Here is an 8,851-nt window from a genome sequence, read left to right as displayed (position 1 = left end):
GTTAACTTATGCGCCGTCTTCCTATTCAGTCTTCCTATTCAGTCTTCCTATTCAGTCTTCCACCAAATCAGTCCTCCACCAAATCAGTCTTCCTGACGCAGGTCAGGATCCATTTGCGTTTCGTGTATTCAAACATGGACCCTGAAATAAATTCAGGGAGACGAAATCCTAAACCCTGAAATGAAGCTAAGATGTTAGCTCTGAAATGAAGTCAGAAATACGAAGATGTTAAGCCCTCAATGGATCCTGATAGGTAAAAGCGCTGAAAAATGAGGAGTAAGGCCATCCAAAAATAGGTTCACAAAGCGAAAAGGAGTACCGTTCTCAGAAAAGACCGAATAGAGAAAAGGTTATCATGTATGCGAACTATTCACTAACTCACTAACATGCATTCATTTGTCATTTTTAATTGTTGCTTACTTTGCCAAAATGGCGACCCTTGCCAGCGTTGCTCTGCATTATAACGCTGCACCAATTCATTTAAGTACGTATTATAAATTAAAGTCATTTGTTCGGAGTAATCCGCTAACCCAGCACGATTACCCGCAAAAGACTGCATGATTGCATGACACGCTTTCTCTGCCATATACATACTCGTTGTCATGCCATGTGATGATAAGGGATCAAACGACATTGCAGCATCACCTAGCATCAGCCAAGTATCTCCTGTTAACTGACTGCATATATGACTGCTAGCATTCACCATTTTTACTTTTGGGCTATGTTCTTGAGGAATAAATTGCTTAAAGTACAGTGAGTCTTGATTAATTTCATGCCAATTTTCAAACGATTTATATAACTCAAAGTCAGGTGAAGCTTGGTTGCTAAAAATAGCCAACATGTTTTGATTTTGGTTCATTTTAGACACCAACCCCCAGTGATTTTGCTGGGCTTCAACAAGCACTGGATGACTGAGCTTTTCGCCTGATATTCTTGGTACATTCACCACAAATGCCATTAACTTATCAAAACAGTGACGCGAAATATTTAAAGCTCTTGGTAAATACCCTTGTCGGCCGCTGGCATCAACAACAAAACGCGCACACACCTCAATAACTTGCCCATTACTTTTACTACCAAGTAACCAATGCGATGGTTGTCGCTCGATACTGATTACTTTATGCAATTTGACTACCGAGTCTGGTAAGTCATATGCTAGCTGCCTAACTAGGCCATGTTTATCGACTTTCCAGCCATGCCCTTGCATAGTTGACTCTAAACTAGGGTGCTGCAGTTGAGCAGCCCCCCATGATGAAAAAGTACCAGAACAAGGAAAGTGTATTTCATGCTGTAAATATTTCATCAAACCCAGCCGCTCTAACAATGGGTTAACCGTTGCAGGCAAACTTTCAGCAAAGCTCATGTTTATAGGCTTATCATCATGAAACAATACAACTTTGAAACCTTGCGTTGCTAACTCCTTAGCCAGTAATACACCGCTTACTCCCATTCCAATTACGGCGCAATCAAATTTTACAGTCATTTTTACTCTCATCAAAATAGCGCCCTTACGAGCGCATCTTATTTTAGTTTTTATCCGCTTTGCTGTAAGCAACATAAACCACTTCTGGAATACCCGTATTCTCTCCTTGTTCAACAGGTCGAGCCATTACCATTCCCATATTCTTCCATTGTGTGACCATCTGAATTAAGCCATTGGTATAGCCTCCTTCTGCGTGATAACCAACAAATCCCAAATCGGCAGTATGTAGCCAATCAAGTCGTTGTGAATATTGTTCCAATCGCAGTTGATCAAATGATGCTTCTGTCATGCCCTGTGCAATTTTGTGATCAAAACCATTGGGGGTTTCTGTATCTGAGTTTTTACCATCTTTAAATTTGTTGTAACGCGCAAGAGGCACGATATGTACAGGCAAGTTAGCTGCCCACCAAGCTGGAATAGGAAAATCTTCAGGAGTGTAAACAGCTTGGCAACTCGCAGCATCTGATTGCCAAGGGATCCCCATCCATTTGGTTAAATCTCCAGGTGTATTTTTCCAAAACCAACTTGCATCAGAGTCAGGTATTATCGACTTTTCAACATCAGACACTTGTATTACATGACCAAAATCTTGATACATGTTCAAATCATTGGCTGCCTGAGTTAATCTAAATTCACTTAAACCGAGTAAGCTAATTTGCGCGTTAACACCAGATTTTCTCTCGTTTTCTGAGTAAATATGTTTATGACGCATAGGCCAGGTCAGCTCTACTCCTGGGTGAAAACCACCCCCATATAGTGCATCTAACGCTGCCCGTGCCGATAGCAATGCTGGGTGGGATGAGTCTGCAAATGTATCAATATAGAATTTAGCCATTGAATCAATTGTGTCTGCGTGACTTTTCTCATCATCCGTAACGGTAAAGTTACCTTGTGACCAATTTAATAAGTGCTGATACATGAACGGTGGGATAGCAAACCATTGCATTGGGCTACCAGGATAATCCACCCCATCATTGGGGTAAAATGGCAGCTGTAATTTGTGTGTAGCTTTGCGCCCTTTAATGTCCGTGGTATCTTTGCTTGGAATAATCCGACTAGTATTGATCCATTCACTATCAGTTTGACCTGCGTCTTGCTTATCTACAGCTTCATCAAACATCGGGTTTCTAAACTGCTTAAAGATTTCTTCTCGTAATTCACTTGTGGCACAGCCATTATCAAGCAATTTTGCAAACTGATTTTGACTACTGAGTTCACCCATCACTGTATTTACTTGATTGTCGGAGAAGTCCGCTTGGTTAACCCATTGCATACGATATAAACGATATAAAATTGGAAATACATCGCTAAATTGGGTTTTTAATCCAGCTAAATCAGCCTCTTTAAATTGTGACCCACTGACCATATCGTATAAAGTAACAAGTGGTTCAATTTGAGGCGCAAAGTCAGGCGGCGCTGTTGCAATCCATGCGCTATTATTTTCTTGGTTTATTTTTACAATATTCCCATTCTTTAAGGTTAATTCAGCACTTACGCTACCATCACAAATATCATCATACCAATTAGAGTTGTCTGCAAAGTCGGTATTTAAAGACGACGGAGTCATTGCTTGTGATACCCCGTCCCCAGCATAAAAAGACAATACACCAGAGTCTGAACAACTAATGCTCCCTTGCAAAACATTGTGTCGCTCAGTCATATTAAGCAAGTTTGTCAGACGACTCTCTTGATCGGCTTCATTAGCAGGAAACTTGCCACTTAACTTAACGACGTCATTCTGATTACTCGATACCATCCCCTTACTACGGATCACTAACTGCTGACGCAATTTGTTACCCAGTACATTCGGATTTCGCCGCTTTGCTGTTTGAGCTGGGGCCAGCCTTTCTAAACTAACATTCTTAGACAAATTACCTGATCCTTCCGATAATAATGACAAATCGAGGGCATTATTATAGTCGTACCAAAATGCTTTTTTGTTAGCCACACTCACATGCCATGTCACCTTCTCACCATCTCCCAATGTCACTTTTTCTATTGGGTTACCTTGCAGGTCACACTTATAAAGATAAAAGCGCTGTGCTTGTTTTTTAACGGCCCCTAAATATTTATCCGCTAATACTGCAACAACCAAATCTTCAACAAGGCCCAGTAAAGAGAAGTTAACGATTGACTGTGGTAAAGTCGCATCATCAAGCTTACGCTCAAGTTCCTGTTTTGAGATAACCTTCCCGAGATTAGACTCGATGATTGCGATAGACAACTGACTCTTATGATCACCAGCCAGTTCAGTAACAACCGACTCAGAGACATATTCTTTTACTTGTAAACCGACAGTGTTAACTGCGTCACCTAGTCCCTCAGCAAATACTCTTTGTACGAGTGCTTTTAAATCTCCAAGTGTTACCAAATACTCTACATTTGTATCGTATAAATGTTGCCAAGGTACCTCTGGAGTAAAAACCGCTGTTTCGGATTGAGCAGGACCATTACCAACACGTGCCACGCCAAGTGGTGGATAAATTTTATAGGTATACTGATCAGACATGGTGTTTCCTTATCGATTTTGAGAGATAACACGCACCATTGCATATGACTATACAGATGGGGGTGCCAGATAGATTATGAATAACCAGTGTAGTCAAATACGAATAAATATCGATTACATGACATTACATCATTCAACTCTCCGAACCTGTACTCCTGACGTTGGTCTGGGTGTAACTCACCCCGGCCGTCGTCCTGACGCAAGTCAGGGTCCACAAGCACAAAGTGCTCCCTCTGCATGGACCCTGAAATAAATTCAAGGAGACGAAGGAAAATGAATTCAGGGAAACGAGGGAAAATGAATTCAGGGAAACGGGGGAAAATGAATTCAGGAGTACGAAAAATAAATTGAGAGATACGAGGTAGACTCACAGGATAAAACGTCAATATCCAACTGATGTAACTCACCCCAGCCGTCGTCCTGACGCAGGTCAGGATCCACAAGTGCAAAATGCCCCCTCTGCATGGCCCTGAAATAAATTCAGGGAGACGAGGAAAAATGAATTCAGAATGACGAGTAATAAATTGAGGAAGACGACGGAAAACAAACTCAGAAGTACGAAAAATAAATTGAGAGATACGAGGTAGACTCACAGGATAAAACGTCAATGTCCAACTGATGTAACTCCCCTCCACCAGCCGTCTTCCTGACGCAGGTCAGGATCCGCAAGCACAAAGTCCCACTCTGCATTGGCCCTGAAATAAATTCAAGGAGACGAGGGAAAATAAATTCAGGGAGACGAGGGAAAATGAATTCAGGAAGACGACGGAAAACAAACTCAGAAGTACGAAAAATAAATTGAGAGATGCGAGGAAAACTCACAGGATAAAACGTCAATATCCAACTGATGTAACTCACCCCAGCCGTCGTCCTGACGCAAGTCAGGGTCCACAAGCACAAAGTGCCCCCTCTCTACGGACCCTGAAATAAATTCAGGGAGACGACGGAAAATAAATTGAGGGAGATGAGGGAAAATGAATTCAGAATGACGAGTAATAAATTGAGGAAGACGACGGAAAACAAACTCAGAAGTACGAAAAATAAATTGAGAGATACGAGGTAGACTCACAGGATAAAACGTCAATATCCAACTGATGTGTAACTCCCCCCCAGCCGTCGTCCTGACGCAGGTCAGGATCCACAAGCACAAAGTGCCCCCTCTGCATTGGCCCTGAAATAAATTCAGGGAGACGAGGGAAAATGAATTCAGGGAGACTACAAGTAAGTTCATGCGGATGTTTACGCTATGTGCATAGGAATATAACCCAATATCGTTCATAACACATTAATTGTCGATGCGATTAACTTCGCTTAACAATGTGCTATATACATACCTATTTCAATGTTAAATTAGTAGCTAATCATTTGATGTCTTTCACAAGTTTTATATGGCACTCTCACAAATTTTAAAACCTTTAGGTATCGTTATCAGCATGACAATTCATCAACTTGCAATGGCAAACACTCCACTCAATGAGCAACTCGGCCAAAAGCTGATGCTAGATTTTCGTTATTTCTGTGAAAATGGCAAGAGTTCAGCATGTCGCACACCGATGAAAAAGCTCCCCAAAGCACTGGCGCAAGTCATCACTAAATACCACATTGGAGGCGTGATTTTATTTGCTGAAAATGTACAAGACATCGCACAAATAATCGAATTAAACAAAGCACTTCAAAGTGCAGCTAAACAACCTTTATTTATTGCAATTGACCAAGAAGGAGGACGTGTCGCTCGTATTAACCGAGAAGTTGCCACCTCTTTTACTGGCAACATGAGCATTGGTGCAACGTACCCTAAACACGGCACTTTTTATGCCACTGAGGTTGCCAAAGCCATTGGAAAAGAACTCAACAGTTTGGGAGTTAATGTTAACTTTGCGCCCACAGTTGATGTCAATATGAATGCTGAAAACCCAGTCATCAACGTACGTTCGTTTTCGGAAAACCCCGATGAAGTTGCTAAACTGGGCGCAGCCCAAGTGACTGCCTTTGAAAATGAGCGTGTTATATCCGCTTTAAAACATTTTCCGGGCCATGGCGATACTCACATTGATAGTCATACTGGGCTGCCAAAGGTTACGCATACCCAAGACACTATTTGGCACAATGATTTAGCCCCTTTTAAGTACATCATTGATACACATGCGCCTGGCATGATCATGACAGCACATATTCAATATCCTGCTCTTGATAACAGCGAATTAACGAATAAACATGGTCAAAAAATGCTAAAACCCGCCACTATGTCGCGGGCCATAATGCATGATTTACTCAGGACCAAACTAGGCTATGAGGGAGTGATTGTTACCGATGCATTGGATATGGCTGGGATCAGTGATTTTTTCACCCCAGATCAAGCTGTTATTGAAACATTTAAAGCGGGCGTTGATATCGCATTGATGCCTATTGCAATTCGTACCCCCCATGATATTCAAAAACTGGATTCACTAATATCAAGTTTGGTAACAGCCGCCAACACTCAAGAATTAAACAAACATGACGTAGCACAATCGGCAACGCGAATTGCTACGTTAAAACAACGGTTCTTAAACACTTCAACACACCCATCTATCAACATAGCGCACGCAACCTTAGGTAATCCAAGTCACCGGCAGTTAGAAGCGAACCTTGCAGTTGCAGCTATTACTGAGGTAAAAAATTCAGGGCTATTACCAATAAAGTCTGTATCAACCCAGCCTAAAAAAACACACCTCCACCTTATTATGCCTGATACTCGCAAGTGCATTGCACTCGAACAAGCATTACAAAAGTTAAGTAAGCATGCCTTTCATATTACCTGTAGCAGCCTACAAGGGTTCGACCCCACAGCAGCCAATAACGCGATTGAACACGCCGATATCATAATCGCAGCTCATGCCAGCCCACAACAAAGTGCCGTAGAAATAGGGGGTATGGATGACATAGCGGAATTATCAGATCATGGTGTATCTCGACATGACCAACCAAAAGTATTGCACCAACAAATGAGCTTAGCGAAGCGCCTGAAAAAGCCAGTCTTATTTATTAGCTTACGTGCACCATACGAAATTACAGAGTACGCGGCTATCAGTGACGCAATTTTAGCTAGCTATGCCTATAATATTGATATAGACAATAAAAATCAGGTCTCTGGTCCCGCTTTTACAGCATTAGCTCGGGTAATTTTAGGACTTGATAACGCGCAAGGTGTGTTACCCGTTACAGTGACTCTGCCTAACAAATAAATTTTCTGAGGGCCTTAACTATGGATCCATCGGCATCATTAACCGCACCTCATGCGATACGAAAAATGATCCGGGAAGGCGATTATTCAGGCCCAACCATCGGTTTTGTACCAGGTTTTACTCAATGTAATATTATTATCTTACCGAAAGAATATGCTTATGACTTCCTACAATTTTGCCATTTAAATCCAGATGCATGTTCACTTATGGCTTACAGTCATTCACCGGGCGCGTATACGCTTGAATCACTGGGTAAAGATATTGATATTCGTACCGATATTCCGCGTTATAGAGTATTCAAAAATGGCCAACTCATTGAAGATGTACACGACCTTTCTCCAATTTGGCAAGCAGATTTAGTGACTTTTGCGTTAGCGAGTTACCTGAGTTATGACTATGCGCTAAATTGCGCAGGATTAAAAAGCTCAGCCATTAACCCATTGCATGGCTTGCCTTTATACATCTCAACATTACCTTGTAAAAGCGCAGGAATATTTTCTGGATTTAATGTGGTGAGTATGCGCCCTTTTACCCCATCAGATCTTGTAAAAGCAATACAAATCGGAGCACTTAACCGATCACCTCATGGCCTTCCTGTACATTTTGGCGAACCTAAAGACATCGGTATTTATGACTTAAACAAACCCGTATTTGGTGAACCAATAGACATAAATAAAAAGTGCATGCCCGTTTTTTGGACATCGAACATGACAGCTCAACTCGCAATTACCAAAATAGCGCCCAAATTGTGTATTATTAACAGTCCTGAACATTTGCTGGTCACCGACCAACAAGATGTTAGCTTAGCAATCAAATAAAGGTAAAAGCATGCTGTTAAATTGTGACTTAGGCGAAAGCTATGGTGCGTGGACAATGGGTCTTGATACGAAAGCGATGGCAGAAATTGACTGTGCAAATATAGCTTGCGGCTTTCATGCTGGAGATCCAGATGTTATTGCTGCCACATTACAACTCGCCAAGCAGCATAACGTAACTGTCGGGGCACATCCAAGCTACCCAGATAAGCAAGGTTTTGGACGACGCTCTATGCAGATGCAACACCAAGAATTAATACATTGCCTACATTATCAGATTGCGGCCCTAGAAGGTATGGCTAAAGTCTATGGTATTACGCTCAAGTACGTAAAACCTCATGGTGCTCTGTATAATGATATGATGCGTGACAATGCTATCTTGAACAGTGTTTTACAGGCCATCGCCGACTACCCTAGCGATTTAAAACTGATGATGTTAGCAACGCGCAAACAAAGTGAACACCGCCTACTTGCTAACACCTACAATGTTGCAGTTTTATTTGAAGCATTTGCTGACCGATTATATACAGATGATGGACTGCTGAGCCCCAGAAGCATGCCTACTGCGGTGCATGATAAAACAGCTTTACTTGCTCAAGTTACACAATTAATAGCTCATCAGAGCGTACAAACCAATTCAGGAAAGACCCTTCCCTTGGCTGCTGATACATTATGTGTTCATGGTGACAATGAAGACAGTATTGCGCTTGTCAAAGAGATCCGTGCTTTATTGAACAACACAGCTATCGCACGCTAAGTTTGTAAAGCCCCTTTACATAGAGGCACTGTGACAAACGCACCAACAAGATTGAATAGCAAC

General features: G+C 41.8%; 7 protein-coding genes. 3 read left to right on the top strand and 4 right to left on the bottom strand.

Annotation, left to right across the window (positions count from 1 at the left end; translation table 11 throughout):
- Positions 1–373: 373 nt before the first annotated feature.
- The 4 genes from J8M01_RS14840 to J8M01_RS14825 all read right to left on the bottom strand — a co-directional run bounded on the left by J8M01_RS14840 (position 374) and on the right by J8M01_RS14825 (position 5,142).
- Entirely contained in the window at positions 374–1,483 is a 1,110-nt protein-coding gene (locus tag J8M01_RS14840) for an FAD-dependent monooxygenase (RefSeq protein ID WP_211058514.1), read from the bottom strand.
- A gap of 43 nt (positions 1,484–1,526) precedes the next feature.
- Positions 1,527–3,992 carry a LodA/GoxA family CTQ-dependent oxidase gene (locus J8M01_RS14835; RefSeq protein WP_211058513.1) on the bottom strand — a complete coding sequence of 822 codons (2,466 nt, stop codon included), beginning with the start codon at positions 3,990–3,992 and terminating at the stop codon, positions 1,527–1,529.
- Positions 3,993–4,066: 74 nt separating this feature from the next.
- Complete coding sequence (locus J8M01_RS14830) at positions 4,067–4,627, bottom strand: hypothetical protein (protein ID WP_211058512.1); 561 nt, start codon at positions 4,625–4,627, stop codon at positions 4,067–4,069.
- Between the two features lie 143 nt (positions 4,628–4,770).
- Positions 4,771–5,142 carry a hypothetical protein gene (locus J8M01_RS14825; protein WP_211058511.1) on the bottom strand — a complete coding sequence of 124 codons (372 nt, stop codon included), beginning with the start codon at positions 5,140–5,142 and terminating at the stop codon, positions 4,771–4,773.
- Between the two features lie 283 nt (positions 5,143–5,425).
- Here J8M01_RS14825 and J8M01_RS14820 point away from each other — a divergent pair, with 283 nt between their 5' ends.
- From J8M01_RS14820 to J8M01_RS14810, 3 genes are read left to right on the top strand one after another with little or no spacing between them, the layout of a single operon-like run.
- Positions 5,426–7,216 carry a glycoside hydrolase family 3 protein gene (locus tag J8M01_RS14820; RefSeq protein ID WP_247671145.1) on the top strand — a complete coding sequence of 597 codons (1,791 nt, stop codon included), beginning with the start codon at positions 5,426–5,428 and terminating at the stop codon, positions 7,214–7,216.
- 20 nt (positions 7,217–7,236) lie between these two features.
- Positions 7,237–8,034: a DUF1445 domain-containing protein gene (locus J8M01_RS14815; RefSeq protein WP_211058509.1), complete on the top strand. Its 798-nt coding sequence runs from the start codon at positions 7,237–7,239 to the stop codon at positions 8,032–8,034.
- Positions 8,035–8,044: 10 nt separating this feature from the next.
- On the top strand, positions 8,045–8,788 hold the full coding sequence (locus tag J8M01_RS14810) for a 5-oxoprolinase subunit PxpA (protein ID WP_211058508.1): 744 nt from the start codon (positions 8,045–8,047) through the stop codon (positions 8,786–8,788).
- Positions 8,789–8,851: the final 63 nt, after the last annotated feature.

Origin of the sequence: Pseudoalteromonas sp. MMG005 (assembly GCF_018101015.1) — a bacterium.
GTDB classification, from domain to species: Bacteria; Pseudomonadota; Gammaproteobacteria; order Enterobacterales; family Alteromonadaceae; genus Pseudoalteromonas; species Pseudoalteromonas aurantia.
Note: the sequence above shows the minus strand (reverse complement) of the source record. Positions and strands in the feature narration are given on the sequence as shown.